Below are 26,524 nucleotides of genomic sequence, written 5' to 3'. Positions count from 1 at the left end.
GGTGAATATCGCTCACGTGCGACGGTCCGTTACAACGGTGACAGCTGCTCCATCGGCCAGCGGGCCTGAACACTGATCGCCAGGCTTTCGTGCTGGCCAGCCTGCAATCGCTGGCAACCGGCAAATGCGATCATCGCGCCGTTATCGGTGCAGAACTCCGGGCGTGCGTAGTAAACGTCGCCCTTCATGTCGCCCAGCATTTTTTCCAGGGAAGCACGCAAGGCCTTGTTGGCACTCACGCCACCCGCAATCACCAGGCGCTTGAGACCCGCCTGTTTCAGGGCGCGCTTGCACTTGATGGTCAGAGTCTCCACCACCGCCTGCTGGAAGGCCAGCGAGATGTCGCAGCGGGCTTGCTCGCTGTCGTCCCCGGCGCTGACGCACTGCTGCCAGGTGTTCAAGGCAAAGGTTTTCAAGCCGCTGAAACTGAAATCCAGACCCGGCCGATCACACATCGGGCGCGGAAAGACGAAACGCCCGACAACGCCTTGTACGGCCAGGCGCGCGATTTCCGGACCACCCGGATAATTGAGCCCCATCATCTTCGCCGTCTTGTCGAAGGCTTCGCCGGCGGCATCATCCAGGGTCTCCCCCAGCAACTCGTATTGACCGATACCATCGACCCGAACCAACTGCGTATGCCCACCCGACACCAACAAAGCGACGAACGGGAACTCGGGCGGTTGCGGCTCCAGCATCGGCGCCAGCAAATGCCCTTCCATGTGGTGCACGCCCAAGGCCGGGATACCCCAGGCAAACGCCAGCGCCTGGGCGCAGGAAGCCCCCACCAGCAAGGCACCGACCAGGCCGGGACCCGCGGTGTAGGCGATGGCATCGATCTCGGTCGGCACGCAGTCCGCTTCGGCCAACACCTGACGAATCAAGGGCAGCATGCGCTTGACGTGATCCCGTGATGCCAGCTCCGGCACCACGCCACCATAGGCGCGATGCAGATCGATCTGACTGAACAGCGCATCGGCCAGCAGGCCTTTTTCACTGTCGTAAAGTGCGACGCCGGTTTCATCGCAGGAGGTTTCTAATCCCAGTACTAGCATGGGTTTGCGCCTTGTTTAGGCTGAATTCGAAGGCGCGCATAATAGTCGCCGCGGGATGCCCCGACCAGCGCTTTTCGATCAGAGGCTTTGCATTCCGAGCGTTGAGGGGTTAACATCCGCAACCCTTAAAAACCGACGTCTTCAAGTGCTCTTTTGCCGCGAGGATGTTGACCCCGGTAATGAATGAAGGTAGCTCTGGATGCCAGCCGTCAAAGTTAAAGAGAACGAACCCTTCGACGTAGCTCTGCGTCGTTTCAAGCGCTCCTGCGAAAAAGCCGGTGTACTGGCTGAAGTTCGTAGCCGCGAATTTTACGAGAAGCCAACTTCTGAGCGTAAGCGCAAAGCAGCAGCTGCTGTTAAGCGTCACGCTAAGAAAGTTCAGCGCGAGCAGCGCCGCGCCGTTCGTCTGTACTAATACGCAGACGACCGTAGCAAGCTTCTGCCAAGCCCGGCCCTCAGCCGGGCTTATGGCATTTGCGGATATCGCTTGATGCTTCACCGTCGAAGCCGCAGACGCGACCGAGACAAATCTGCTTCACACGTCAGACCTGGCTCTTTTGCCAGCAGTGCACGTCTCTTCTGACGAGCCTTCCAAGGCTACTGACGAGCACACCCTACTGATTCTATCGACGATCAGCCCAAGGCACCCTCTTGCGTGCCTGATTTTGAGCTATCCGAGGCCTGTCACCGGGCACCGCCGGATTCAGCGCAACACTTTCGAACAGTCGAATACTGATTGGTACTAACCTCAGTGGATTTTCGGCAGATACACTCCCCGACAGCGAATACGCAGACGATACCTGGTCGAGCCGCACATCCGCCGCGCCTCAAAACCATGACCCGGCACCGTTCGCCCTTCGCGTGGGCCAATCATTCAGACGCAGTGATGACGAGAACGCCATGGCCGGGCTAATTCCCCAGAGCTTTATTGACGACCTTCTGAACCGCACCGACATCGTCGACGTGGTCAGCTCTCGCCTGCAAATGAAAAAAGCCGGCAAGAACTACACCGCCTGCTGCCCGTTCCACAAGGAAAAAACCCCCTCCTTCAGCGTCAGCCCGGACAAACAGTTCTACTACTGCTTTGGCTGCGGCGCTGGCGGCAATGCCCTCGGCTTCATCATGGACCACGACAACCTGGATTTCCCCCAGGCCGTCGAAGAACTGGCCAAAGCCGCTGGCATGGAAATACCTCGCGAAGAAAGCGGTCGTCCGCACAAGCCGCGACAACCGACCGACTCGCCGCTCTACCCGCTACTGACCGCCGCCGCCGACTTTTACCGCCAGGCCCTGAAAAGCCACCCGGCGCGCAAAGCGGCTGTCGACTACCTGAAAGGGCGCGGCCTGACCGGCGAAATCGCTCGCGATTTCGGCCTCGGCTTCGCCCCTCCGGGCTGGGACAATCTGTTCAAGCACCTGAGCAGCGATACATTGCAACAAAAAGCCATGATCGATGCTGGCCTGCTGATCGAAAACGCCGAAACCGGCAAGCGCTACGACCGCTTCCGTGATCGCGTCATGTTCCCGATCCGCGACAGCCGCGGGCGCATCATCGCCTTTGGCGGCCGGGTACTGGGCGACGACAAACCGAAGTACCTGAATTCACCGGAAACCCCGGTATTTCATAAAGGCCAGGAACTCTATGGCCTGTATGAAGCCCGCAAGACCAACCGCAACCTCGACGAAATCATCGTCGTCGAGGGTTACATGGACGTTATCGCCCTGGCCCAGCAAGGCCTGCGCAATGCCGTTGCCACACTGGGCACCGCAACCAGCGAAGAACACCTCAAGCGACTGTTCCGCGTCGTGCCCAGCGTGCTGTTCTGCTTCGATGGCGACCAGGCCGGCCGCAACGCCGCATGGCGCGCACTCGAAGCAACGCTGTCGAGCCTGCAGGACGGCCGGCGCGCGCGCTTTCTGTTTCTGCCCGAAGGTGAGGACCCGGACACCCTGGTCCGCTCCGAAGGCACCGATGCCTTCCGCGCGCGCATCAATCAGCACGCCCAGCCCCTGGCCGATTACTTCTTCCAGCAACTGACCGAGGAAGCCGACCCGCGCTCGCTCGAAGGCAAGGCCCACATGGCCACCCTCGCCGCACCGCTGATCGACAAAGTACCTGGCGCCAACCTGCGCACACTGATGCGCCAGCGCCTGACTGAAATTACCGGCCTCACCAACGAAACCGTGAGCCAACTGGTACACAACGCCCCGCAGGATGCGCCGCCGGCCTATGACCCGGGCATCAATTACGACGCCATGCCGGACTACAGCGACTACCACCAGCCGCAAGCGCAAGACATGTATGCGCCGCAGCAAGAGTGGACGCCCAAGAAAACCGGCGCCGGCGGCAAGAAATGGGACAAGAAACCCTGGGACAAGAACGGCAAGCGCGGCGGCGATCGCGACCAACCACGGGCACCACGAGTGCCGGCAGCCGTAGAGCCACCTACACTGGCAGCCTTGCGTACGCTACTGCATCACCCGCAACTGGCTAAAAAAGTCGAGGACGCCGGGCACTTCGCTGCCGAGGATCACTCCAACACTCAATTGCTGGTAGCACTACTGGAAGCCGTACAGAAGAATCCCAAGCTAAACTCATTTCAGTTGATTGCACGCTGGCATGGAACCGAACAGGGTCGCTTGCTCAAGGCATTGGCAGAAAAGGAATGGCTGATTGAGGGAGATAACCTTGAACAACAGTTTTTCGACACCATAACTAGCTTGTCAGCCCGCCAACGCGAGCGAAATCTGGAACAACTACTCAGGAAAGCACGTCAAGGCGAACTGAGTAGCGACGAGAAAAATCAACTGCGCGACCTTTTAAGTCGCAATGTTTCCGCATCAAGCCCGACCTCAACTGGCGCGTGAGGTCATAGCTCAGGTATAATCCTCGGCTTGTTTTTTGCCCGCCAAGACCTTCAGTGGATAGGGTGTTATGTCCGGAAAAGCGCAACAGCAGTCTCGTATCATCGAGTTGATCAAACTGGGTCGTGAGCAGAAGTATCTGACTTACGCAGAGGTCAACGACCACCTGCCGGAGGATATTTCAGATCCGGAACAGGTGGAAGACATCATCCGCATGATTAATGACATGGGGATTCCCGTACACGAGAGTGCTCCGGATGCGGACGCCCTTATGCTGGCCGACGCCGATACCGACGAGGCCGCTGCGGAAGAAGCAGCGGCTGCGTTGGCAGCGGTCGAGACCGACATCGGTCGCACCACCGACCCTGTGCGCATGTACATGCGTGAAATGGGTACGGTAGAGCTCCTCACACGTGAAGGCGAAATCGAAATCGCCAAGCGTATTGAAGAGGGCATCCGTGAAGTGATGGGCGCAATTGCGCACTTCCCTGGCACGGTTGACCACATTCTCTCCGAATACACTCGCGTCACCACCGAAGGTGGCCGCCTGTCCGACGTCCTGAGCGGTTATATCGACCCGGACGACGGCATTGCGCCGCCTGCTGCAGAAGTGCCACCGCCTGTCGACGCCAAGGCCGCGAAAGCGGACGACGACGCCGAAGAGGACGACGCTGAAGCCAGTGACGACGAAGAAGAAGCCGAAAGCGGTCCGGATCCGGTCATCGCAGCCCAGCGTTTTGGCGCTGTGGCCGACCAGATGGAAATCACCCGCAAGGCGCTGAAAAAGCACGGTCGCAACAACAAGGCAGCGATTGCCGAGTTGTTGGCCCTGGCCGAGCTGTTCATGCCGATCAAACTGGTACCGAAGCAATTCGAAGGCCTGGTCGAGCGTGTTCGCAGTGCCCTGGATCGCCTGCGTCAGCAAGAGCGCGCAATCATGCAGCTCTGCGTTCGTGATGCACGCATGCCGCGTGCAGACTTCCTGCGCCAGTTCCCGGGCAACGAAGTCGACGAAAGCTGGAGTGATGCCCTGGCCAAAGGCAAAAGCAAATACGCTGAAGCCATTGGCCGTCTGCAGCCGGACATCGTCCGTTGCCAGCAGAAGCTGACCGCGCTGGAAACCGAAACCGGTTTGACCATCGCTGAAATCAAGGACATCAACCGTCGCATGTCGATCGGTGAGGCCAAGGCCCGCCGCGCGAAGAAAGAGATGGTTGAAGCCAACCTGCGTCTGGTGATCTCGATCGCCAAGAAGTACACCAACCGTGGCCTGCAATTCCTCGATCTGATCCAGGAAGGCAACATCGGCTTGATGAAAGCGGTAGACAAGTTCGAATACCGTCGCGGCTACAAGTTCTCGACTTATGCCACCTGGTGGATCCGTCAGGCGATCACTCGCTCGATCGCCGACCAGGCCCGCACCATCCGTATCCCGGTGCACATGATCGAGACGATCAACAAGCTCAACCGTATTTCCCGGCAGATGTTGCAGGAAATGGGTCGCGAACCGACCCCGGAAGAGCTGGGCGAACGCATGGAAATGCCTGAGGACAAGATCCGCAAGGTATTGAAGATCGCTAAAGAGCCGATCTCCATGGAAACCCCGATCGGTGATGACGAAGACTCCCATCTGGGTGACTTCATCGAAGACTCGACCATGCAGTCGCCAATCGATGTCGCTACCGTTGAGAGCCTTAAAGAAGCCACTCGCGAAGTACTCTCCGGCCTCACTGCCCGTGAAGCCAAGGTCCTGCGCATGCGCTTCGGTATCGACATGAATACCGACCACACCCTTGAGGAAGTCGGTAAGCAGTTCGACGTTACCCGTGAACGGATCCGCCAGATCGAAGCCAAGGCGCTGCGCAAGCTGCGCCACCCGACGAGAAGCGAGCATCTGCGCTCCTTCCTCGACGAGTAACCCCAAGACCCCCGGCCCTGCCGGGGGTTTTGCTTTCTACAGATTTAATCCTCCCCGCACCCCACCTCCCCCCGCCAGCGCGTCTACACTCGAATCATCCCCCCGAGCCATAACGAGACCGTTATGCCCAGAATCCCGGCCGTACTTTTACTGTCGCTGATAACCTGGACCGCAACGGCTGGCGCGCTGTCTCTTACAGACGAAGAACGTCGCTGGCTTGCGGCTCACCCTGAATTGCGCCTGGGGGTAGATGCCTCCTGGCCACCCTTTGAGTACCGCGATGAACAGGGCCATTACCAGGGGCTGGCGGCCGATTACATCAACGTCATACGCAATCGCCTGGCAATCAAGGTCACCCCCGTCGAACCCGTCAGTTGGACCGAAGTACTGGACCAGGTCAAACGCGGCAAGCTGGACCTCCTGCCCGGCATCATGTCGACCCCCGAGCGCCAGACCTATCTCTCGTTCACGCGGCCCTACCTGGACTTTCCCATCGTCATCCTGGCCCATGTGGGCAGTGCGCAACCGCGCAACCTTGATGACCTGTACGGCTTGAAGATCGCCGTGGTGGAAAACTACGCCCCCCATGAGCTGCTGCGTACGCACCACCCCGACCTCAATCTGGTGCCCATGCCCAACGTCAGTTCAGCCTTGCAGGCCTTGGCCACCGATGGGGTGGATGCGGTCGTGGGCGATCTGGCCTCAAGTGTCTGGAGCCTTCGCCAACTCAAGCTTGAAGGCCTCTACGTCAGCGGCGAAACACCCTATCGCTACCAACTGGCGATGGCGGTACCTCGCAACAACACCGTATTGGTCGGCATACTGGATAAAGTGCTGGCCGACATGACCCCGGGCGAAATCAGCTCCATCCAGGAACATTGGGTAGGCAACGTCCTCGATCACCGGACCTTCTGGGTCGATCTATTGAAATACGGCCTGCCCGGCATACTGCTGCTGGTCATCGTCCTGGCCGCGGTGATTCGCATCAATCGGCGTTTGAGTTCGGAAATCGCACGCCGGGTCAATCTGGAGCAGGAATTGCGCTCCAGCGAATATCATTACCGCGGGCTGGTGGAGAGCCTTTCGGCCATTGCCTGGGAAGCGCGCATCAGCGATTTCACTTACAGCTACGTCTCGCCACATGCCGAAGACCTGCTCGGCTACCCCCTCTCCCACTGGCTGATTCCGGGCTTTTGGCGCAACATCATCCACCCTGCCGACCTCACCCGCGCCCAAAATTTTTGCGACCACGAACTCCTCGCCGGACGCGATCACAGCCTGGACTACCGAGTCATCACCGCAGACGGCCGCTGCCTCTGGGTGCGAGACATCGTCAGCCTGATCGAGCACGGCCATGAACCGGTGATGCGCGGGCTGATGATCGACATCAGCGAAGCCAAACGCACCGAGGAAGCCTTGCGCCTCTCCGAGCAGAAATTCGCCTCGGTATTCCAGCAATGCCCGGACATCCTGGTGATCGCGCGCCTGGTGGATGGCTGCCTGCTCGAGGTCAACGAAGCGTTCGAGGAGCAGATTGGTCTAAGCGCCGCCGAAGTCATCGGCCGAACCGCCACCGAGTTGAACATATGGGGCATCGCTGGCGTAGGCCCAGGGCTGTTGAAACGCTTGCAGGCGGGCAGCATTCGCAACCTGGAAATGCCTTTTCGCCGCAGCAATGGCCAAGTGTTCACCGGCCTGATCTCCGCCGAACCCTTTGAACTCGATACCACGCCGGCGCTGGTCGTGGTGGTACGCGACATCAGCCAGCTCAAGGAAACCCAACAGCAACTGCAAACCTCTGAAGAAAAGTTCGCCAAAGCCTTCCATGCCTCCCCCGACGGTCTGCTGCTGTCGCGGCTCAGCGACGGGCTGCTGATTGAGGTCAACGAAGGATTCAGCCGCATTACCGGCTTCAACAGCGCGATGTCACTGGATCGCTCGACCCTCGATCTCGGGATCTGGGTCAACCTGAACGAACGCAGGAAAATGCTCGACCTGCTCAAGCGCGATGGCTTTGTCCGTGACTTCAGTTGCCATATCCGGCGCAACGATGGGCAGATCCGCCTCTGTGAGATGTCGAGCCGGCCGCTGCCGATCGGCAACGAGGAATGCATGCTGACCATCGCGCGTGACATCACCGAACGACACCTGATGCAGGAAAAGCTGCAACAGGCCGCCACGGTATTCGAGAGCACGGCAGAAGGTGTTCTGATCACCGACACACAACAGCACATCAGCGCCGTCAACCGCGCCTTTACCGAGATCACCGGCTACAGCGAGACCGAGGCACTGGGTCATACCCCCCGGCTACTCGCCTCAGGTCTGCACGACAGCGCCTTCTACGCGGCCATGTGGCATCAACTGACCGCAGAAGGGCATTGGCAAGGCGAGATTTCCAATCGGCGCAAGAATGGCGAGCTGTACCCCAGCTGGCTGACCATCAGCGCCGTGCGCAACAAGGACCGCTTCATCACCCACTTTGTGGCGGTATTTGCCGACATCTCGAGCCTCAAGCACGCCCAGGCGAAACTCGATTACCAGGCCCACCACGACCCGCTCACCGGCCTTCCGAACCGTACGCTGTTCGAGAGCCGGCTGCTCACGGCCCTCAACGGCCAGCAAGAACGGGGCGGCCAGGGTGCCGTGCTATTCCTGGACCTGGACCGTTTCAAACACATCAACGACAGCCTTGGCCACCCCGTCGGCGACCTGCTGCTCAAAGGCATCGCCGTGCGCCTCAAGGAGCAACTGCGGGACATCGATACCGTCGCGCGCCTGGGCGGTGACGAATTCATCATCCTGTTGCCCGGCCTGCAGCAAGCCAGTGACGCCGACCATATCGCCAACAAGCTGTTGAACTGCTTCGCCGCGCCGTTCCAGGCGGGTGAGCACGAGTTCTTCATCAGTGCCAGCATCGGCACCAGCCTCTACCCCAGGGACGGCAGCGACGTGGCCACCCTGGTCAAGAACGCCGATGCCGCAATGTACCGCTCTAAGGCCAAAGGCCGTAACCGGGTCGAAAGCTATACCCGCGATCTCACCGCGCAGGCCAGCGAGCGAGTCGCGCTGGAGCATGAACTGCGTCGCGCCATCGAACGCAATGAACTGACCCTGTGCTATCAACCAAAAATCAGCCTCAACCACACACGCCTGGTAGGGGCTGAAGCACTGATTCGCTGGCACCACCCCAACTTCGGCGACGTGCCCCCCGAGCACTTCATCCCGCTGGCCGAAGAAAACGGCATGATCATGCAGATCGGTGACTGGGTACTCGAGCAGGCCTGCCTGCAGCTGAAGGAATGGAATGCGTGCTATGAAAGCCTCGGCTCGCTGTCGGTCAATCTAGCCGGTGCGCAATTGCGCCAACCCAACCTGCTGGGTCGCATCGAACAACTGCTCAAGGACAACCACCTGAAGCCCGGCTTGCTGCAGCTGGAAATTACTGAAAGCTTCATCATGAGCCAGGCCGAAGAAGCCCTGGAAGTCCTGCATCAGCTCAAGCAGCTGGGTGTACAACTGGCGATCGATGACTTCGGCACCGGCTACTCCTCACTGAGCTACCTCAAACGCCTGCCTCTGGATTTCCTGAAAATCGACCAGTCCTTTGTCCGAGGCCTACCGGACGACCCCCATGACGTCGCCATCGTCCGGGCAATCATCGCCCTTGGCCGAAGCATGCAGTTGACCATCATTGCCGAAGGCGTCGAAACCCAGGCGCAGCAGCAATTCCTGACGGCCGAAGGTTGCGAGCAGATCCAGGGCTACATCGTCAGCCTGCCGCTGCCACCCGATGAATTTGCCGCAACCTTTCTTCGTATCGCAGTTTCAGACTTTTCGGATAGCACAGCCGAGAAACCGTCGCTATAATCCGCGACCTACTGAGGGCCTATAGCTCAGTTGGTTAGAGCAGAGGACTCATAATCCTTTGGTCCACGGTTCAAGTCCGTGTGGGCCCACCAAATCCGAAAGCCGCGCATTGCGCGGCTTTCGCGTTTCCGGCTCAAATTTTCTGCGTGAAAATGTATGCCCCCTCCAGCCAGGGGCGCACTCGTTATGCGAAGCATTCTTTAGCAGATAACCCATCCCGGACACGACGTTAAGTCTTGGCCCAGCATGAACTGGCGCCAGCCCGTCGCTGCATGGGTACGGCCGACGGTCGTCATGTAACCCGCTGCCGGTGCCCACTTCAGCCCCCGGGTTTCTGAACATCAGCGTGTTGACGCTCCTATGCCAACAGGACCGAGCCGCTGGCGAAACAGTCGGAGCGCACAAAAATCAAAGGCGACGGCTGGTGATTGCCATCATTGGCAGACCCAAATGCAGGTGATGCACCCAGCACACCGATGGGCGTTGCCATACGACCAACCACACCATGGACATTCTCGATTTCGTTACCCATGAGCCCCATCACTGGCTTAACAATCAGCCTTCCATGTCTTTGTTTTTCTCAAGATCACGTGACAACATATCGCTACTTCCTTTATCCGCTTTTCCGTAACGAAGCTCACGCAATTCCTCGCGAGTAGGCTGATACTCATCCTCATCAACTAGAAATCGATACAACTTACTAGCCTTCAGAAACTCAACAAACTTTCTCATGCGCCAAAACCCTTAAAAAACGATGCCACATCCGAAAAAGTAAAACAGTCATCACATGAATTATCGGAGTTGCGGCTTCTTGCAGCCCCCATTCACTGTGCCATGCTGGAAAGTTTCAAACTTGCCGTTCAACCTGACTGAAACTTCACTTACAACTAACTCGCCGATGACAGGTAAATTCTCTAATCTTACCGTTTCACCCGCACAATCAACCTGCCTCATGACTGATGACTCCAACATCCCCTCATCAGCGCTTCCACACCGAAACTAAAAATACCCAGAAATCGACATAATGACAGTGACACAATGAGCCTTTCATTCGGGCGACGCTATAGATACCACACTTCTACCCCGCCTCATGAAACCAACGAACTGGATTTATTTTCTTACCAGTTACAATATTTCAAAACGAAAATACAGCAAGCTCCAGCACCACGTAAAACTGTAAAAAATCCAAGTTCCATGGAGACTAGCCGCTTGACTTTAACGAACACCTCGCAGGCACAAGACCCGCCTCGCCCGTATTCGTCAGTCACCATCGACGTGCCAACTACAGATTAGACGGCAGGAAGGTTTTCCCCCGGCGGTAGGGCATTCTTGGCCGAACCTAGGTAACGCACGCAGCTTTCAAATGGAGTATGATAAAATGTTTCCGAAACATCATCATGAATGACAAGTGCCTGCGATTGAAAATCACACCTGAATTGAGACATGCAAAATTCTGCGGACAAGGTGAAAAAGCCAATGACGTTTGACCTAGCGAAGGGCTCAAGAAAAGGACCCGTTTTTATTGTAGCCTCCGGAAGTTCGGCACGTGACTTCCCGATTGAACGTTTTTCGGAATACCCTACCATCACCATGAATGGTGCAGTCTCATTGCTTGTAGAAAAAGGGCTGCAGCCTTCTTTCTATATCTGTTCTGATGTCAGTTTTCCAGTAGAGCAACCTTTACTATACGCACAGGCACTGGAGCATAGCGAAAACATTGTATTGGCGGGTTCATTATCTCGCGCCAATATACTTAGAAAGAACGTATTCAGACTTTCCAAAGCGCCGACATCTTCGCTGCTCCGCTCTCTTTTAAACCCGGAAAGATCTCACGTCCGAAACAGTAGATTTCAATTCGGAAGCCAGCGTTCAATTGGATTCAGCAAAGACTTGAGTACGGGCTACTTTGACGCACGAACAGTTGCATACATTGCCATGCAACTTGCTTACCACTTAGGTTTTAGCAAAGTATTTTTGGTCGGGATTGATTTAAACCCCAGCGCCGGCCGCTTCTATGAAAAAAATGAACAGGCTGTCTCGCCCTGCAACCTGGACGCTGCTTTACAGCGCCGAATACTGCCTTCACTGCGCCTGATGTCGGAACATGTCGTCAATGAAAGCTTCAAGGTCTACAACCTGTCTGCAACTTCTAAAATCCCAACCAGCGTATTCCCTAAAATCAGCTTGTCGGAGTTGAGCGATATATTAGCCGCAGAGAGCATCTGAGGTTAGATCCGAGCACGCCAGCCCCTCAGTCTTTTCCCTCGATTTGCGACCACAATACCGTTCGGTCAGATTGGGGTTGGTTGCATTCATTGCGATTTGCTAGATTCGACCATTGCCGCCGGTAGCGACTGAGCGCAAGACGCGACGCCTCGCCGGGCATCCGTCGCGTCATGCTTCATGGATCAATAAAAAATATAAGCATAATCAATGGCATAACAATCGGACACCCGACATGGAAGCAGCTCAGGAACGCCCATTAGTTGACTCCAGGTTGGGTCATACGAGTGATCTCGACGAGTGCCGCAACAGCGAAATCGGTGCCGTGTTCATTATCGCCTCGGGGAGTTCGGCCAAAGATTTTCCGGTCGAAGAGTTCGCCCACGTTCCGATGATCACCATGAACGGTGCCATTTCGCTGTTCATTGGCACAAACATCAAGCCGTACTTCTACATTTGTACGGACATGGGTTTCCCCAAGCAGCAACCCGAGCTCTTTTCCCTGGCGATGAACATCAGCCAACGCGTCGCCTTATGGACAGAACATGTGCGGCGAACGGGGACTCGGCCCACAGGAAAGCTCTTTGCGTTAAAACGGGCCCCGAAGAAAACCTGGCGCGATTACTTCTTCAGAAGCAACAAGAACCTGGTGCACAAGCATTCGCTTCTGAGTCATCGCGCCAGAAGCGTCGGCTTCAGCAAGAACCTGAGCGACGGCGTCTTCGATGCCCGCACGGTGGCGTACCTGGCCCTGCAACTTGCCCACCACCTGGGTTTCAGCAAGGTTATCCTGGTCGGGTTTGATCTGACCCCGGCCATGGGGCGTTTCTATGAGAATAACGATTCCGTGTTGTCACCTTGCAGGCTGGATGAGCACTACCACACCCGAATTCTGCCGTCATTGAAGTTGATGTCGAAGAAAGTCATGGGCGATCGTTTCTCGGTCTACAACCTGTCCAAAACCTCCAGGATTCCTGAGAGCGTCATTCCCAGGATCGATCTTCAGGCATTGAGGTCGCTTCTCGGGTGAAGCGTGTGGCATGACGCTCGTTGCACACCCTGCCCGCGGGCACTCGCATCCCCCCATCAGCCTGTAACATGCGGCCCACTGAAGTGTGCCGCCGGAGACCACCTTGCCTGACACCCGCCCTCTCGCCCTCGATGAAATCGATCGCCAACTGATTGCAGCCCTGCAGATCAATGCCCGTGAAAGCGTGGCCATGCTCGCTCGGCAACTGGGCATCGCCCGCACCACCGTGACGTCAAGGCTGGCACGCCTGGAGAAGGCCAAGGTGATCACCGGTTATGGCGTACGCCTGGGCCAGCGTGTGGTCGACGGTGGCTTGCAGGCTTATGTCGGGATCACCGTGCAACCGCGCTCCGGCAAAGAAGTGCTGCGCCGGCTCAGTAGCATGGCGCAGGTCCAGCAACTCTGCGCGGTGAGTGGCGAGTTCGATTACGTTGCCTGGCTGCGCACTGACTCACCGGAACAGCTCGATCAATTGCTTGACCAGATTGGCAGCGTCGATGGTGTGGAAAAGACCACCACGTCGATCATTCTCAGCAGCAAGATCGATCGCGGACAGCCAGTCTGACCACTTATCTCGTCAGATTGACTCGAAGACATGCAAAACGACGACACTTTGCGTCTTATTAACGTGCGCTACGCTCCCTAGAATGGCGACAGTCTTTTCTATACTCAGCACTTGTGTGCACGTCGCCAGCAAGGTCCGCCATGAACAAGAACAATCGCCATCCTGCAGACGGTAAAAAACCAGTCACCATCTTCGGTCCCGACTTCCCTTTCGCCTTTGACGACTGGATCGAGCACCCGGCCGGCCTGGGTAGCATTCCAGCGCACAACCACGGCACGGAAGTGGCCATTGTCGGTGCCGGTATCGCAGGCCTGGTGGCCGCTTATGAATTGATGAAGCTGGGCTTGAAACCGGTCGTCTACGAAGCCTCGAAAATGGGCGGCCGTTTGCGCTCCCAAGCCTTCGAAGGTGCCGAAGGGATCATCGCCGAGCTGGGTGGCATGCGTTTCCCGGTGTCCTCCACCGCGTTCTATCACTATGTCGACAAACTCGGTCTTGAGACCAAACCCTTCCCCAACCCCCTGACCCCGGCCTCCGGCAGTACGGTCATCGACCTGGAAGGCCAGACCCACTACGCACAGAAGCTCGCCGATCTTCCTGCCCTGTTCCAGGAAGTCGCCGACGCCTGGGCCGATGCGCTGGAAGACGGTTCCCGCTTTGGCGAGATCCAGCAGGCGATCCGCGACCGCGACGTCCCACGCCTCAAAGAGCTGTGGAACACCCTCGTGCCGTTGTGGGACGACCGCACGTTCTACGACTTCGTCGCCACCTCCAAAGCCTTCGCCAAGCTGTCGTTCCATCACCGCGAAGTCTTCGGTCAGGTCGGCTTCGGCACCGGCGGCTGGGATTCGGACTTCCCGAACTCGATGCTGGAAATCTTCCGCGTGGTGATGACCAACTGCGACGACCACCAGCACCTGGTAGTGGGCGGTGTGGAACAAGTGCCACTGGGCATCTGGCGCCATGTCCCTGAGCGTTGCGCTCACTGGCCGCAAGGCACCAGCCTGAGCTCCTTGCACAAGGGTGCGCCACGCACCGGGGTCAAACGGATCGCGCGCGCTGCCGATGGCCGCTTCAGCGTCACCGACAACTGGGGCGACACGCGTGAATACGCGGCGGTGCTGACCACCTGCCAAAGCTGGTTGCTGACCACCCAGATCGAATGCGAAGAGTCACTGTTCTCGCAAAAGATGTGGATGGCCCTGGACCGCACCCGCTACATGCAGTCCTCGAAAACCTTCGTCATGGTCGACCGCCCGTTCTGGAAGGATAAAGACCCGGAAACCGGCCGCGACCTGATGAGCATGACCCTCACCGACCGTCTGACCCGTGGCACCTACCTCTTCGACAACGGCGACGACAAGCCCGGGGTGATTTGCCTGTCATACTCGTGGATGAGCGATGCGCTGAAAATGCTGCCGCAACCGATCGATAAACGTGTGAAGCTGGCACTCGATGCCCTGAAGAAGATCTACCCGAAAGTCGACATCGCGGCCCGCATCATCGGCGACCCGATTACCGTGTCCTGGGAAGCCGACCCGCACTTCCTCGGTGCATTCAAAGGCGCCCTGCCCGGCCACTATCGTTACAACCAGCGCATGTATGCGCACTTCATGCAGCAGGACATGCCCGCGGACCAGCGCGGGATATTTATCGCCGGGGATGATGTGTCCTGGACGCCGGCCTGGGTCGAAGGCGCTGTACAAACCTCGCTCAACGCGGTCTGGGGCATCATGAATCACTTTGGCGGTACGACTCACGCCGAAAACCCGGGCCCGGGCGACGTGTTCCATGAGATCGGGCCGATTGCCCTGCCCGAGTAAGAGGAGTCCGAGATGCGTGTAGCCCTTTACCAATGCCCACCGCTGCCACTGGACGTTGCCGGCAATCTGAAACGCCTGCAGCGACTTGCAACAGAGGCTGGGGATGCCGAGCTGTTGGTGTTCCCGGAGATGTACCTGACCGGCTACAACATCGGCGCGGAAGCAGTCGGCGCATTGGCCGAGGCGCAAGACGGTGCATCGGCGCAACACATCGCCAACGTTGCCAGGGCCAATGGCATTGCCATTGCCTATGGCTACCCGGAGCGCGCCGAGGACGGGCAGATCTACAACGCGGTGCAGTTGATCGACAGCCAGGGCCTGCGACTTGCCAACTACCGCAAGACCCACCTGTTCGGCGAACTCGACCACTCGATGTTCAGCGTCGGACCGGATGAGTTTCCGTTGGTCGAGCTCAATGGCTGGACGCTGGGCTTTTTGATCTGCTACGACCTGGAGTTCCCGGAAAACGCCCGACGCCTGGCACTGGCTGGTGCCGAGCTGATACTGGTGCCGACGGCGAACATGATTCCCTACGACTTCATTGCCGACGTCACCGTACGTTCACGGGCCTTCGAGAACCAGTGTTACGTGGCCTACGCCAACTACTGCGGCAGCGAAGACCAGATCCACTACTGCGGCCAGAGCAGCATTGCCGCGCCGGATGGCGGCCGTATCGCTCAGGCCGGGCTGGATGAAGCGCTGATCGTTGGCACCTTGGACCGGCAGTTGATGGTCGATTCACGCGCCGCCAATCGCTACTTTCTCGACCGTCGGCCAGAGCTCTACGGCGAGCTGAACAAGCGCTGACTCAAGGTTTTCGCTAGCATGAGCGCTTCTTTGTAGCGGAAGTGCTCATGCCTGCGCCGACCCCTCTTCACCCTCACACCGAAACCCTGGCCAACGGCCTGCGGGTTTCACTTCGTCATGCGCCCGGCTTGAAACGCTGCGCGGCTGTCTTGCGGGTCGCCGCCGGTAGCCACGATGCCCCACGGGCCTGGCCTGGCTTGGCGCACTTTCTCGAACATTTGCTGTTTTTGGGTACTGAACGGTTTCCCGCGGACGACGGGCTGATGGCCTACGTACAACGGCATGGCGGCCAGCTGAACGCACAAACCCGTGAGCGCACCACCGACTTCTTCTTCGAACTGCCTGTGCATGTCTGCGCCGCAGGGCTGGAGCGCTTGTGCGACATGCTCGCCCATCCACGCCTGAGTCCCGACGATCAATTGCGGGAACGGGAAGTGCTGGAGGCCGAGTTCATCGCCTGGTCCCTGGACGCAGCGGCGCAGCAACAACAGGCGCTGCTCAACGCGCTTTCAGCCGATCATCCCTTGCGCGACTTCCATGCTGGCAACCGCAACAGCCTGGCCGTAGAGCAACCGGCGTTCCAACAGGCACTGCGTGCCTTCTATCAGCGTTTCTACCAGACCGGTCAAATGACCTTGAGCCTGGTCGGCCCACAGCCTGTGGATGAGTTGCGCAGAATTGCCCAACGCTTGAGCGCCGACCTCAACGTCGGTGAGGCACAACTGCAAAGCCTCCCGACCGCCTTGATGGCCAGCCCAACGGGCCGCTATCAACAGATCGACGAACGTCGACTCAACCTGGTATTTGCGTTCGAAGCCTTGCCCACGGCATCCCGTGAGGCACTGGATTTCCTCTGCACCTGGCTCAATGCCGCCAAGCCCGGCGGCTTGCTTGCCGAGTTACGCCATCGCCAATTAATCGACCACCTGAAGGCCGTGCCGGTGTACCACTTTGCCGGGCAAGCCCTGCTGCATGTCGAGTTCAAACTGAGCAGCCCCAACGCGCAACCTGCGGCAATAGCCGAGTTGTTCAACGACTGGCTGCATCACTTCAGCCAACAGGCCGACTGGCCTGGACTGCGCGAAGAATATGCCCTTGTACAACGGCGAAAAGCTGAATCCAGCCAGGCCCTGGCGCTAGCCCGACGGGACAGTGAGCAACTGGAGCCACAGCTGTCGGACTTAGGCGTTGCGGCCTTGAAGGCGATCTTGCGACACATGAATCCAATGCCTGCGCAGCACCCGACGATCGCCTGGCAATTGCCTCCGGCCAATCCATGGCTGCGCAGCGTCGACGAACCAGCGCCAGCCGGATTGATCCGGGGGCAGACCAGTGCTCACCGGGGCTTGCGCACCTTCGCCCAGGACCGCACACGCGGCCGCCGTGAGCGTTCGTCCATGCAGTTCAGCCCTGCGCCGACGGATACCGGCGGCGAAGCGGCGATATCCCTGCGCTGGCGCCTCGATTCAACGCCGCCAGCCAACTTCCAGCCGGTACTCGACCGCAGCCTGCAAAGCCTGCGCGACGACGCGCTGCAAGCCGGTGTCGAACTGTCCTTCAGTGAAATGGGCAATCAATGGCGGCTGAGGTTGAACGGCTGGCACGAGCCGATGCCCGCGATTTTCGAACAGGCGCTGCACTGCCTGGCCAACCCCGCTGCCCACGCCTGGCACAGCATTGATAACGCGACTCCCCTAATCGCGATTCGGCAAATGCTCAAGGCGCTGCCCGCCCACTGCCTGGGCCATGACTCACAACCGGCATCGCCGCCTGGCACGGTGGACGACCTGCTCCGAACCTGGGCCAGCGCGCGCTGGGACGGACTGGCGGCTGGCTTTTCGCCAACGGCTCAAACCGCAATCACCCGCGCATTGAGCCGAGCCCCCGGGATTCCCGACAGCGAGCCGACAGCGCCACAGTCGATTGCCGGGCAACGGCTTTGGAGCGAGCTAGCGGGCACCGCCAACGAGCACGCGCTGCTGCTGTTTTGCCCGGCGCCCACCCAGGCACTGGCCGACGAAGCCGCATGGCGCATGCTGGCTCACCTGTGCCAGATGCCCTTCTACCAACGCCTGAGGGTCGAGCTGCAATTGGGCTATGCCATATTCAGCGGTATTAGACAGATCAACGGGCAGACCGGATTGCAGTTCGGGATACAGTCGCCGCAAGCGTCGGCGAAAGCATTGGCTGAACAGGTGGAGTTGTTCCTCAAGCAACTGCCTGAGCTCATAGCGGCGATTGATGATCAAGTGTTGGCCCATCAGCAACAGGTCCTGACTGAACAACTCGACGAGCGTGCGATGCCACTGGCCCAGGCCTTTGAACTTCAGTGGCAAGGCAAACTGGCAGGCCATTCGTCGGATTACCTGCCGCAGTTACAACAGGCCATATTGCGACTGGATCACGCAACGCTACTCGACGCGGCAAGCCGGTTGATGCGCGCAGAAGGTGGCCGTAGGTATCTGGCAACGGGATCATTACCGGAGCTGTAACGGGCTTTCTTCGACAGATATCTCCAATTTGCAGAAACGTTTCAGTAACATAGGCCCGACAAGCATCCGAACACCTCCTGCCGGAGGTGGACTATATGTATAGAGCCCAATCCGAAGGAGCGTTTTTATGACCTGGTCCAAACCTGCCTACACCGATCTGCGGATCGGCTTTGAAGTCACCATGTACTTCGCCAGCCGTTGATTCTGCCTGCGGGGAGAAGATGCGGTTCAACGCCTCGGCCCGTCCGGGGCGTTTTTATTTTCAGCGTTGATGGGGTGGAGCGGTCATGTTTGTCCAGATTCTAGGGTCCGCCGCTGGCGGTGGTTTTCCGCAGTGGAACTGCAACTGCGTGAACTGCGCGGGTTTTCGCGATGGCAGCCTACGGGCCACGGCACGGACCCAGTCATCCATCGCCATTTCCGATGACGGTGTGAACTGGGTGCTGTGCAATGCCTCTCCCGACATCCGTGCACAGCTCCAGGGTTTTGCACCCATGCAGCCCGGCCGGGCACTGCGCGATAGCGGGATCAGCGCAATCATCCTGATGGACAGCCAGATCGACCACACCACCGGCTTGCTCAGCCTGCGCGAAGGTTGCCCGCACGCCGTGTGGTGCACCGACATGGTCCACGAAGACCTGAGCACCGGCTTCCCGCTGTTCACCATGCTCAGCCACTGGAACGGGGGGCTGAACTGGAACCGCATCGAGCTCGACCAGAGCTTCACCATCCCGGCCTGCCCGAACCTGCGGTTCAACCCGCTGCCATTGCGTAGCGCGGCACCGCCCTACTCGCCGCACCGCTTCGACCCACACCCAGGCGACAACATCGGCTTGATCGTCGAAGACCTGCGTACGGGCGGCAAGCTGTTCTATGCGCCGGGGCTGGGCAAGGTCGATGGGCCGCTGCTGGAGATCATGGCCGGCAGCGACTGCCTGCTGGTGGATGGCACCCTGTGGGACGACGACGAAATGCAGCGCCGTGGCGTTGGCACCCGCACCGGCCGGGAAATGGGCCATCTGGCGCAAAACGGCCCGGGGGGCATGCTCGAGGTACTCGAGCAGTTGCCCAGCCAGCGCAAGGTGCTAATCCACATCAACAACACCAACCCGATCCTCGATGAGGACTCAGCCCAGCGCGCCGAACTGGCTCGGCGCAATGTTGAAGTGGCGTATGACGGGATGAGCATCGAGCTCTGACAGCGCAGCGCCAGACCGCTGCGTGGTCTGGTGCGGGCAAGCCCGGCAAAAACACCACACCTCTACGGTTGATCCCCGGAGAACCGCAATGACCCATACACCGCTGTCCCCCACCGAATTCGAAGCCGCCCTGCGGGCCAAGGGCGCCTACTACCACATCCACCACCCCTATCACGTGGCGATGTACGAAGGCCGGGCGAGCCGCGAGCAGATCCAGGGCTGGGTCGCCAACCGGTTTTACTACCAGGTGAACATCCCCCTGAAAGACGCCGCGATTCTGGCCAACTGCCCGGACCGCGAGATCCGTCGCGAGTGGATTCAGCGCCTGCTTGACCACGACGGCGCGCCCGGTGAAGACGGCGGCATCGAAGCCTGGCTGCGCCTTGGCCAAGCCGTCGGCCTGGATCCCGATCAACTGCGCTCCCAGGAACTGGTGTTGCCTGGAGTGCGTTTTGCCGTGGATGCCTACGTCAACTTCGCGCGCCGCGCCTGTTGGCAGGAAGCCGCGAGCAGCTCCTTGACTGAACTGTTCGCCCCACAGATCCATCAATCACGCCTGGACAGCTGGCCGCAGCACTATCCCTGGATCGATCCGGCCGGCTACGCATATTTCCGTACACGCCTGGGCCAGGCGCGACGCGATGTCGAACACGGCCTTGCGATCACCCTGCAGCACTACACCACCTATGACAGCCAGCAGCGCATGCTGGAAATTCTCCAGTTCAAACTGGACATACTTTGGAGCATGCTCGATGCCATGAGCATGGCCTATGAACTGAACCGCCCGCCTTATCACAGCGTGACCGGGCAGCGGGTCTGGCACAAAGGGATCGCCTTATGAGTTTCGACCGCAGCAAGACCCCTAGCTGGCGTCCCGGCTATCGTTTCCAGTACGAGCCGGCCCAGAAAGGCCACGTACTGCTGTACCCCGAAGGCATGATCAAACTCAATGAAAGCGCCGCGCTGATTGGAGGTTTGATCGACGGGCAGCGGAATGTCGCGGCGATCATTGCCGAACTGGACACCCGGTTCCCCGGCGTGCCCGAGCTCGGTGACGACATCGAGCAATTCATGGAGGTCGCCCGTGCACAGCACTGGATCGAACTCGGCTGATCACGTGGCCATGCCGGCGAAGCCTGAGACTGGCCTGCCGCTGTGGCTGCTGGCCGAACTGACCTACCGCTGCCCGCTGCAATGCCCGTATTGCTCCAATCCGCTGGATTTCGCCGAACAAGGCAAGGAGCTCAGCACCGAGCAGTGGCTCAAGGTGTTTCGCGAAGCCCGGGAAATGGGCGCGGCGCAGCTGGGGTTTTCCGGTGGCGAGCCACTGGTGCGCCAGGACCTCGCCGAACTGATCGGTGAGGCCCGCAAACTGGGGTTCTACACCAACCTGATCACTTCGGGGATAGGCCTCACCGAGCAGAAGATCGGCGATTTCAAGAAGGCCGGGCTCGATCACATCCAGATCAGCTTCCAGGCCAGCGACGAGCAGGTGAACAACCTGTTGGCCGGCTCGAAAAAAGCCTTCGCGCAGAAACTCGAAATGGCCCGCGCCGTGAAAGCCCACGGCTATCCGATGGTGCTGAACTTCGTCACCCATCGGCACAACATCGACAGGATCGACCGCATCATCGAGCTGTGCATCGCTCTGGAGGCCGACTTCGTCGAACTCGCCACCTGCCAGTTCTACGGCTGGGCCCAGCTCAACCGCGTCGGTCTGCTGCCGACCCAGGAACAGCTGGTACGCGCCGAACGCATTACCAACGAGTACCGTGCCAGGCTCCAAGCCCAAGGGCATCCGTGCAAACTGATCTTCGTCACGCCCGACTATTACGAAGAGCGCCCCAAAGCCTGCATGAATGGCTGGGGCAGCGTCTTCCTGACCGTTACCCCGGATGGCACCGCATTGCCGTGTCACGGCGCCCGACAACTGCCGGTGCAATTTCCCAACGTGCGCGATCACAGCATGCAGCACATCTGGTACGACTCGTTCGGCTTCAACCGCTTTCGCGGTTACGACTGGATGCCCGAGCCGTGCCGCTCCTGCGACGAGAAAGAAAAGGACTTCGGCGGCTGCCGCTGCCAGGCCTTCATGCTGACCGGTGACGCCAGCAACGCGGATCCGGTGTGCAGCAAGTCAGCCCATCACGGCGTGATCCTCAAGGCCCGCGAAGAAGCCGAACACGCCACCCAGACCATCGAACAGCTGGCCTTTCGCAATGAACGAAACTCACGCCTCATCGTCAAGGGCTGACTCTTTGAGCGCCCTCAAAGCCGTGGCCGCCGGCATCGACTTCGCAGACTTGCGCATCGGTGCCCATGGCCTGTTCTGGAACGAGTACCGCCCCGACGACGCCGCCTGCCGGATCTGGCATTGGCGTGACAACGCGGCGCACTGCCTGACGCCGATCGGGTTCAGCGTGCGCAGCCGGGTCTATGAGTACGGCGGAGGTTCGTTCTGCCTGAGCGATGAGGACGTGGTCTTCGTCAATGAAGCGGACCAACAGCTTTATCGGCAATCGCTGACCGGTGAAACGCCGCAGGCCCTGACATCGGGTCAGTGTCGATATGGCGACCTGCAATTCGCCAACGGGCAAGTGCTGGCCGTCGAAGAGCAGTCCAACCAGCATCGCCTGGTCGCCATCCAGCTGGCGGACGGTCGACGCCAAGTGCTGGCCGAAGGCGCCGACTTCTACAGCGCACCGACCCTGAGCCCCGATGCCCGGCGCCTGGCGTGGATCGAATGGAGCCGCCCCCATCAACCCTGGACTGCCACACGCCTGATGGTTGCCGAGCGCGACCACAGCGGCCGATTTACCAAGCCTCGTTGTGTCGGCGGTGACGCTGATGAAGAGGCCCTGCAACAACCGCGTTTCGATCAGGCCGGTCGCTTGTACTGCCTGACCGATCGCGACGGCTTCTGGCAACCGTGGGTCGAAAGCGAATCAGGCTTGCAGCCACTGCCCAGTGCCGCCGCCGATCACGGCCCCGCGCCTTGGCAACTGGGAGGCTGTACCTGGTTACCACTGGATCGGGAGCATTACCTGGCGAGCTGGACGGTGGACGGCTTTGGACGTCTGGGTATGCGCACCGGAGAGTGCGTTCAAGACCTCACCGGCGACTACAGCCGCTTTCGCAACCTGGCGCTGGATGACCGGTTTGTCTACTGCATTGCGGCCTCCACCACCGCCCCTTCAGCGGTGCTTGCCATCGACCGCGACAGTCATCAGGTCAAGGTGCTGGCCGGTGGCGTTGCGTTACTGCCCGCTGCACACATCAGCCAGCCACAGACTCTGCGTTACCCCAGCGGCACAGGCGAGGCCCACGGGTTCTTTTATCCAGCCTTGGGCGATGTCGCCAATCCGCCGCTGGTGGTGTTCATCCATGGCGGCCCCACCTCGGCCTGCTATCCGATGCTCGACCCGCGCATTCAGTACTGGGCACAGCGGGGTTTCGCCGTCGCCGACCTCAACTATCGAGGCAGCAGTGGCTACGGCCGGGCCTATCGACAGGCCTTGCACTTGCGCTGGGGTGAGGTGGATGTAGAGGACGCCTGTGCCGTGGTCGGCTACCTCGCGGAGCAAGGCTTGATCGATCGCAATCATGCGTTCATTCGTGGCGGCAGCGCAGGCGGGTATACCACGCTCTGCGCCCTGGCGTTCCATGACATATTCCGTGCGGGGGCCAGCCTGTACGGGGTCAGCGACCCGGTGGCCCTGGGCCGTGCGACCCACAAGTTCGAAGGCGATTATCTGGATTGGTTGATCGGCGACCCGCTCAAGGACGCCGAACGCTACGCGGCCCGTACACCGCTGCTGCACGCCGGTAACATCCGCGTGCCCGTCATCTTCTTCCAGGGTGAACTCGATGCCGTTGTGGTGCCGCAGCAGACCCGCGACATGATCAAGGCGCTACACGACAACGGCATCGCTGCCCAGGCCCACTATTACCCCGACGAACGACACGGCTTTCGCAAGGCCACCAACCAGGCCCATGCACTGGAGCAGGAGTGGCGGTTTTATCAAGCGGTGATGAACCAACAACCGGACTGACCGCAGACACTGGCAATCGCTGCCGAGTCTGCGGGCCAACGGCTCAACGCTTGGCGATGATGTACACCGCATGCACGATACCCGGGATGTAGCCGCACAAGGTCAACAGGATGTTCAGCCAGAAAGCGCCGCCGAAACCCACCTGCAGGAACACACCCAGTGGTGGCAACAGAATGGCGATGATGATGCGGATAAAATCCATGGGGCAGCTCCTGAGAAAAGTTGGCTCCAATGAGCCATACACCTGATTGACCCGTAGCGCGTGACAGGGTTCCACGCAACTCCGGCAAGATGCCACTATTGATGCGCAGCGGGATGCCTCAGGCCAGTATCTCCAACCCGTGTTTCTGCACGATGCTCAGCAGCTTGAGGGCCATGCCGCTGGGGTGCTTGTCGCCCGCCTCCCACTGTTTGACCGTGGAGGCGCTGGTGTTCAGACTCGTAGCACCGAACAGAGCCCTGAAAATCGTCGAGACAAAAAAACGCCCCATGCCAAAAAGATCAGGCATGGGGCGACGCGTTATACCGCGAGACGGTTCTGGTATTAGGAAAGTGCCGCAGGCTTCAGACCGCGATGCCCCTGCGGCATTGAAGTTGAGCGGTGTGTACCCGGGAAAATGCTCGCGCCAGGCGCAGGAGCATTTCGTCGATGTTGGCCTTGCTGACCGTGAGTGCCGGCGTCAACAACAGACAGTCGGGCTGCGGGGCGCTGAGCAACAACCCTTCGTAGCGCGCGGCTTTCACCACGGAGGCAGCCGAGTCGTCACTGAGCGTAAGCCCCCAGAGCAGCCCTTGCCCTCTTGGCTCGCCGTGTCCATAACGGTTGGCCAGCCGATTCAAGCCTTCGCGCAGGTGTTGTGCGCTGTCGCGAACATGCTCGAGGAAGCCATGATTGAGTACGCTGTCGAGCACCACCAGACCGGCCGACGCCATCAGGGGATTGCCATGATGGGTACCGTCCAGTTCGCCCGGCTCAAAACAACAGGCTTTGCCGCGCGCCAGCAAGGCTGCCACCGGTACTCCGCCGCCCAGGCCCTTGCCCAAGGCGATGATGTCGGCACGCACCGCATACTGCTGTTCGGCGAGCAGACTGCCGCAACGGCCGATCCCGGTGTGTACTTCGTCGAGAATCAGCAAAATACCCAACTCACGGCACAAGCGCTCGACGCCCTTGAGGTAATGCACCGTCGCCGGCACAACACCCGAAGTGACCTGGATCGGCTCCAGCATGATGGCCACGGTCTGCGCATCCACCGCCGCATGCAGCGCGGGCAAGTCATTGAACGGAACCTGAGCGAAGCCCGGGAGCTGTGGCTCAAAGCGATTGCTCTGACAGTCCGACGCGGACATTGCCGCCAGGCTGCGACCATGACAGCTACCGCTGGCGGTAATGATTCGCGAAGCCCCACCGCGATGCAGTTGACCCCATTTACGCGCCAACCTGATCGCTGCTTCGCAGGCCTCACTGCCGGTGTTGAGCAGATAGGCCTGGTCACTGCCCGTACTCAGACACAGCCGCTCAGCCAGGTTGAGCTGACCACGGTTGAGTAACCCCGACCCGGGATTGATAAGCGCCTGGGCCTGGGCGGCGATGGCCTTGACCAGCGCCGTTGGGCTGTGACCGAGACTGTTGGCCGCCGCGCCTTGCGTGAAATCCAGGTAAGCGCGGTCGCTGCTGTCCCACAACCAGGAGCCCTGGCCGCGGACGAAAACCTGCGGGGGGCGCTCGACACTCGTCATCAGGCACTCACTGGAGGGGTTATCGCCCCTGGGTGGTTGAACAGGGTCCGCAGTCAGGTCATCAAGACTCGGCTGAGGGCGGCGCAGATTGAACGGGTTCATGCCCGCAGTCCCTCCAGCGGCAAACCCAGCAAACGCGAGGACCAATTCTCCACGCGCCCAGTGCGCATACGTTTGATCGCAAGGTCGCGCCAGCGCGAGGACAGCGCCGGGCAATCGACCAGTTTTTTCAAACCGGCATGTTCCAGCGGTTCGCGATAAAAACTGCGCAAGGCCCAGGCCACGGTCAGGCCGGGATAGCTGCGTTGAATCAGCTCGAACGGTTGGTCGCCGCTGACAAATCCGGGCTTGAGCACCCGATAGAACCAACCACAGCGGCCTGTGTCCTGAGCCAACTGCGGCAGGATCGGCACACCCCAGCGATGGCTCAACCGATAGCACGGCGAACGCGGCTGGCTGACCTGCAGCAAGGCACCCCCCCAACGAAACAGGTCGCCCAGGCACACGTGCTCTTCGGTGAGCCCCCGGGTCGAAAGGTTTTCACCGAAGGCCGGCGCGCACCAGTCGATCTGTGGATAACGTTTACGCCAATAGGTGTAGTGCTCGGCCGGGTAGTGATGCAGCGCGCGCTCGGGACCGGTATGAAAGCGCGGATCGCCGTGCTCGTCGCTGCCCAAACCTTGCGGCCACAACCAGAGCCGGTTGGCAATCCGCTCTTTGTCGGTATCGCTGACCAAACCCTGTCCGAGGTTTTTTGCCTTGCCTATGTAAACACCATCAACGTAAACGGTATTCATCGCGCTCTCTGGCCCTGTAAGCCTTGTGAATGCGGTTAGACTAGGCTTCTGTCAGGCGCTGAGCCATTTCGATTTTCCAGCTTTTTCGATA

General features: G+C 59.6%; 22 protein-coding genes, 1 tRNA gene and 1 pseudogene. 17 read left to right on the top strand and 7 right to left on the bottom strand.

Annotated features, from left to right (window positions below):
* Positions 1 to 29: 29 nt before the first annotated feature.
* Positions 30 to 1,055, bottom strand: coding sequence for a tRNA (adenosine(37)-N6)-threonylcarbamoyltransferase complex transferase subunit TsaD (gene tsaD / locus AC3WQN_RS14025; RefSeq protein ID WP_103401138.1), 1,026 nt, complete (start codon positions 1,053 to 1,055; stop codon positions 30 to 32).
* Positions 1,056 to 1,254: 199 nt separating this feature from the next.
* On the opposite strand from tsaD, the gene rpsU reads away from it, so the two are divergent.
* From rpsU to AC3WQN_RS14000, 5 genes are all read left to right on the top strand, one after another.
* Positions 1,255 to 1,470, top strand: a complete 216-nt coding sequence (gene rpsU, locus AC3WQN_RS14020; protein ID WP_002551877.1) for a 30S ribosomal protein S21 — start codon at positions 1,255 to 1,257, stop codon at positions 1,468 to 1,470.
* Positions 1,471 to 1,955: 485 nt separating this feature from the next.
* On the top strand, positions 1,956 to 3,923 hold the full coding sequence (gene dnaG / locus AC3WQN_RS14015; protein WP_103401137.1) for a DNA primase: 1,968 nt from the start codon (positions 1,956 to 1,958) through the stop codon (positions 3,921 to 3,923).
* A gap of 67 nt (positions 3,924 to 3,990) precedes the next feature.
* On the top strand, positions 3,991 to 5,838 hold the full coding sequence (gene rpoD, locus AC3WQN_RS14010) for an RNA polymerase sigma factor RpoD (RefSeq protein WP_103401136.1): 1,848 nt from the start codon (positions 3,991 to 3,993) through the stop codon (positions 5,836 to 5,838).
* A 123-nt stretch (positions 5,839 to 5,961) separates the two neighbouring features.
* On the top strand, positions 5,962 to 9,705 hold the full coding sequence (locus AC3WQN_RS14005; protein ID WP_103400653.1) for a bifunctional diguanylate cyclase/phosphodiesterase: 3,744 nt from the start codon (positions 5,962 to 5,964) through the stop codon (positions 9,703 to 9,705).
* Between the two features lie 15 nt (positions 9,706 to 9,720).
* Positions 9,721 to 9,797, top strand: a tRNA-Ile gene (locus AC3WQN_RS14000).
* Between the two features lie 266 nt (positions 9,798 to 10,063).
* On the opposite strand, the gene AC3WQN_RS13995 is transcribed toward AC3WQN_RS14000, so the two are convergent.
* Both AC3WQN_RS13995 and AC3WQN_RS13990 read right to left on the bottom strand, forming a co-directional pair.
* On the bottom strand, positions 10,064 to 10,237 hold the full coding sequence (locus AC3WQN_RS13995; protein WP_158248607.1) for a hypothetical protein: 174 nt from the start codon (positions 10,235 to 10,237) through the stop codon (positions 10,064 to 10,066).
* A gap of 23 nt (positions 10,238 to 10,260) precedes the next feature.
* Positions 10,261 to 10,437 carry a hypothetical protein gene (locus tag AC3WQN_RS13990; protein WP_158248608.1) on the bottom strand — a complete coding sequence of 59 codons (177 nt, stop codon included), beginning with the start codon at positions 10,435 to 10,437 and terminating at the stop codon, positions 10,261 to 10,263.
* Between the two features lie 711 nt (positions 10,438 to 11,148).
* Between AC3WQN_RS13990 and AC3WQN_RS13985 the strand changes: the two genes are divergently transcribed.
* The 12 genes from AC3WQN_RS13985 (at position 11,149) to AC3WQN_RS13930 (ending at position 23,896) form a co-directional block, all read left to right on the top strand.
* Entirely contained in the window at positions 11,149 to 11,931 is a 783-nt protein-coding gene (locus AC3WQN_RS13985; protein WP_256587303.1) for a WaaZ-like lipopolysaccharide core biosynthesis protein, read from the top strand.
* Positions 11,932 to 12,163: 232 nt separating this feature from the next.
* Entirely contained in the window at positions 12,164 to 12,958 is a 795-nt protein-coding gene (locus AC3WQN_RS13980) for a WaaZ-like lipopolysaccharide core biosynthesis protein (RefSeq protein ID WP_103400654.1), read from the top strand.
* A 103-nt stretch (positions 12,959 to 13,061) separates the two neighbouring features.
* A complete protein-coding gene (locus AC3WQN_RS13975; RefSeq protein WP_095147263.1) occupies positions 13,062 to 13,523 on the top strand; it encodes an Lrp/AsnC family transcriptional regulator in 462 nt (153 codons plus the stop codon).
* Positions 13,524 to 13,663: 140 nt separating this feature from the next.
* On the top strand, positions 13,664 to 15,346 hold the full coding sequence (locus tag AC3WQN_RS13970; RefSeq protein ID WP_103400655.1) for a flavin monoamine oxidase family protein: 1,683 nt from the start codon (positions 13,664 to 13,666) through the stop codon (positions 15,344 to 15,346).
* 12 nt (positions 15,347 to 15,358) lie between these two features.
* A complete protein-coding gene (locus AC3WQN_RS13965; RefSeq protein ID WP_103400656.1) occupies positions 15,359 to 16,153 on the top strand; it encodes a carbon-nitrogen hydrolase family protein in 795 nt (264 codons plus the stop codon).
* 47 nt (positions 16,154 to 16,200) lie between these two features.
* Positions 16,201 to 18,645, top strand: a complete 2,445-nt coding sequence (gene pqqF / locus AC3WQN_RS13960) for a pyrroloquinoline quinone biosynthesis protein PqqF (protein ID WP_103400657.1) — start codon at positions 16,201 to 16,203, stop codon at positions 18,643 to 18,645.
* A gap of 127 nt (positions 18,646 to 18,772) precedes the next feature.
* On the top strand, positions 18,773 to 18,847 hold the full coding sequence (gene pqqA / locus AC3WQN_RS13955; protein WP_003194766.1) for a pyrroloquinoline quinone precursor peptide PqqA: 75 nt from the start codon (positions 18,773 to 18,775) through the stop codon (positions 18,845 to 18,847).
* Positions 18,848 to 18,932: 85 nt separating this feature from the next.
* Positions 18,933 to 19,844, top strand: a complete 912-nt coding sequence (gene pqqB / locus AC3WQN_RS13950) for a pyrroloquinoline quinone biosynthesis protein PqqB (RefSeq protein WP_103400658.1) — start codon at positions 18,933 to 18,935, stop codon at positions 19,842 to 19,844.
* Between the two features lie 88 nt (positions 19,845 to 19,932).
* Positions 19,933 to 20,685 carry a pyrroloquinoline-quinone synthase PqqC gene (gene pqqC, locus AC3WQN_RS13945; RefSeq protein ID WP_103400659.1) on the top strand — a complete coding sequence of 251 codons (753 nt, stop codon included), beginning with the start codon at positions 19,933 to 19,935 and terminating at the stop codon, positions 20,683 to 20,685.
* Positions 20,682 to 20,957 carry a pyrroloquinoline quinone biosynthesis peptide chaperone PqqD gene (pqqD, locus tag AC3WQN_RS13940; protein WP_103400660.1) on the top strand — a complete coding sequence of 92 codons (276 nt, stop codon included), beginning with the start codon at positions 20,682 to 20,684 and terminating at the stop codon, positions 20,955 to 20,957. The genes pqqC and pqqD overlap by 4 nt, the downstream gene beginning before the upstream one ends.
* A gap of 10 nt (positions 20,958 to 20,967) precedes the next feature.
* Positions 20,968 to 22,098 carry a pyrroloquinoline quinone biosynthesis protein PqqE gene (gene pqqE / locus AC3WQN_RS13935; RefSeq protein WP_178081910.1) on the top strand — a complete coding sequence of 377 codons (1,131 nt, stop codon included), beginning with the start codon at positions 20,968 to 20,970 and terminating at the stop codon, positions 22,096 to 22,098.
* The gene (locus tag AC3WQN_RS13930) at positions 22,064 to 23,896 is read left to right on the top strand and encodes a S9 family peptidase (protein ID WP_103400662.1); all 1,833 of its coding nucleotides are present in this window, start codon (positions 22,064 to 22,066) and stop codon (positions 23,894 to 23,896) included. Before pqqE ends, AC3WQN_RS13930 begins: the two co-directional genes overlap by 35 nt.
* Before the next feature lie 43 nt (positions 23,897 to 23,939).
* Here AC3WQN_RS13930 and AC3WQN_RS13925 read toward each other — a convergent pair whose 3' ends face one another.
* The 4 genes and pseudogenes from AC3WQN_RS13925 to AC3WQN_RS13910 all read right to left on the bottom strand — a co-directional run bounded on the left by AC3WQN_RS13925 (position 23,940) and on the right by AC3WQN_RS13910 (position 26,433).
* Positions 23,940 to 24,098 carry a YqaE/Pmp3 family membrane protein gene (locus AC3WQN_RS13925; protein WP_003228885.1) on the bottom strand — a complete coding sequence of 53 codons (159 nt, stop codon included), beginning with the start codon at positions 24,096 to 24,098 and terminating at the stop codon, positions 23,940 to 23,942.
* A gap of 118 nt (positions 24,099 to 24,216) precedes the next feature.
* A pseudogene (locus tag AC3WQN_RS13920) lies at positions 24,217 to 24,342 on the bottom strand (helix-turn-helix domain-containing protein); the annotation flags it as partial.
* 118 nt (positions 24,343 to 24,460) lie between these two features.
* Entirely contained in the window at positions 24,461 to 25,738 is a 1,278-nt protein-coding gene (locus tag AC3WQN_RS13915; protein WP_103400664.1) for an aspartate aminotransferase family protein, read from the bottom strand.
* Positions 25,735 to 26,433, bottom strand: coding sequence for an MOSC domain-containing protein (locus AC3WQN_RS13910; protein ID WP_103400665.1), 699 nt, complete (start codon positions 26,431 to 26,433; stop codon positions 25,735 to 25,737). The genes AC3WQN_RS13915 and AC3WQN_RS13910 overlap by 4 nt, the downstream gene beginning before the upstream one ends.
* Positions 26,434 to 26,524 lie beyond the last annotated feature (91 nt).

It is taken from the genome of Pseudomonas sp. FW300-N1A1, assembly GCF_058789115.1.
The sequence above is the reverse complement of the archived record's forward strand: the minus strand, read 5'-3'. Positions and strand labels throughout refer to the sequence as shown.